Here is a 1,348-nt window from a genome sequence, read left to right as displayed (position 1 = left end):
TTGTAGATTTGAGCCGTATGCGGGGAAACTCGCACGTACGGTTCTCGGGGGGCCCGATCTTCGTAAGAGGATCGGGCTACCCGACCAACTCGCTTATCTAATTGCACCAGAACCGTAATGCGGTGCCAGCGTCGTTCGTGGCGTCAGTGTCTTCTTCATCGCGCGGCCAAGCGTTTTCGTCAGCCTCGAATTTTACCTTCTCCGCCTTAATGCGACAGAACCCTCATCTCTCATGCAGTTCCACACCCCGAACTAGGCCGACAGCTTGTCTCATTTGTATCCTTTGTTGCACTCAAACGGCCCGACGGGCTGCCCTGCCATGTTGATCCGTTGACCGCCGAATACCTTGGATGCAGGAATATCGCCGATGTGCACGTGCTCCTGCTCTTCGGAATGAGGATTTTTTTTACCGAGTTCTTCTTTAAAGAATTTGTTTACGTCGATAACACTGGGGCTGCCGATTTCAATTCCAACCTTGACAATATTTTTTGCGCCCGATTTCTCGGTTGCAAATTTGATGGCCGCCGCCGAAGAGGGAGTCAACGAAACCAGATCGCATGGGTAGTTGGTGCGCACGTGCCTTTCCACGTCCTGTCCAAAACCTTTGGTATATAGGCCTGCCCTGAAGATACCAGCCAGTGGGCGCCGATCGGCGCGATAATACGCCTTGCGCTTGTCATTGTCAGGCAGTTCCGGACCGAGTTCAGCATCCCCTACATGAGCCATATCAACGGATGGAGAACTACTTTGTGACACGGTGAAGGCGCGCGAATGCGACGCGCCGGCACTATCTGCGCGGGAACGAGCGGCCTGACCCAACACTGCCCAGTGCGGGTTGCTGTATGAATAGAACGTCACGGGTAGCGGCGTCATGGCTGACCCGGACGAGGCAGCACCATAATCATAGGAACCGGAGGCCGCGCCATTGGTCGCCACTCCCGAATTGCCGAATGCAAAATTGTATTCCATCAGGTTCAGTCAAGGTCCGCGACGTAATCCAGTACTTCGGGCGCGCATGCAATACATTGCATGCGGCCATCTGCATCGTTGGTTAGTCGGCGAAACAGGAATTGCATATAGAAGGGTTTTCTCTGCCGTGGCAAAGCCGCTTAACAAGGCCCCCGTGCATCACATGAGTCGCATGGTGACGTGCCGGCGCCACTCACGATACTGATGACCGGCATCGCACGATATCACCTGTTGCCCACGCTTGTGCAGACGCGTCCTGCTCGGTTCTGTCGCAATAACGATGATTGGTCGAATAAAGGGAATATGCTAAGTAATGCTTATTTGACCAACGAGTAAAACTGTGCAGCAGGAGTTTGGCTCCCACCTTGCATCTGCCCCT

1 protein-coding gene is annotated in these 1,348 nt (G+C 54.0%); it reads right to left on the bottom strand.

Annotated elements, in window-relative coordinates; genetic code table 11:
• Positions 1-270: 270 nt before the first annotated feature.
• Complete coding sequence (locus HV796_RS42435; protein WP_175233574.1) at positions 271-969, bottom strand: hypothetical protein; 699 nt, start codon at positions 967-969, stop codon at positions 271-273.
• Between the last annotated feature and the right edge of the window lie 379 nt (positions 970-1,348).

It is taken from the genome of Paraburkholderia humisilvae (assembly GCF_902859855.1).
Classification (GTDB): Bacteria; Pseudomonadota; Gammaproteobacteria; order Burkholderiales; family Burkholderiaceae; genus Paraburkholderia; species Paraburkholderia humisilvae.
The sequence above is the reverse complement of the archived record's forward strand: the minus strand, read 5'-3'. Positions and strand labels throughout refer to the sequence as shown.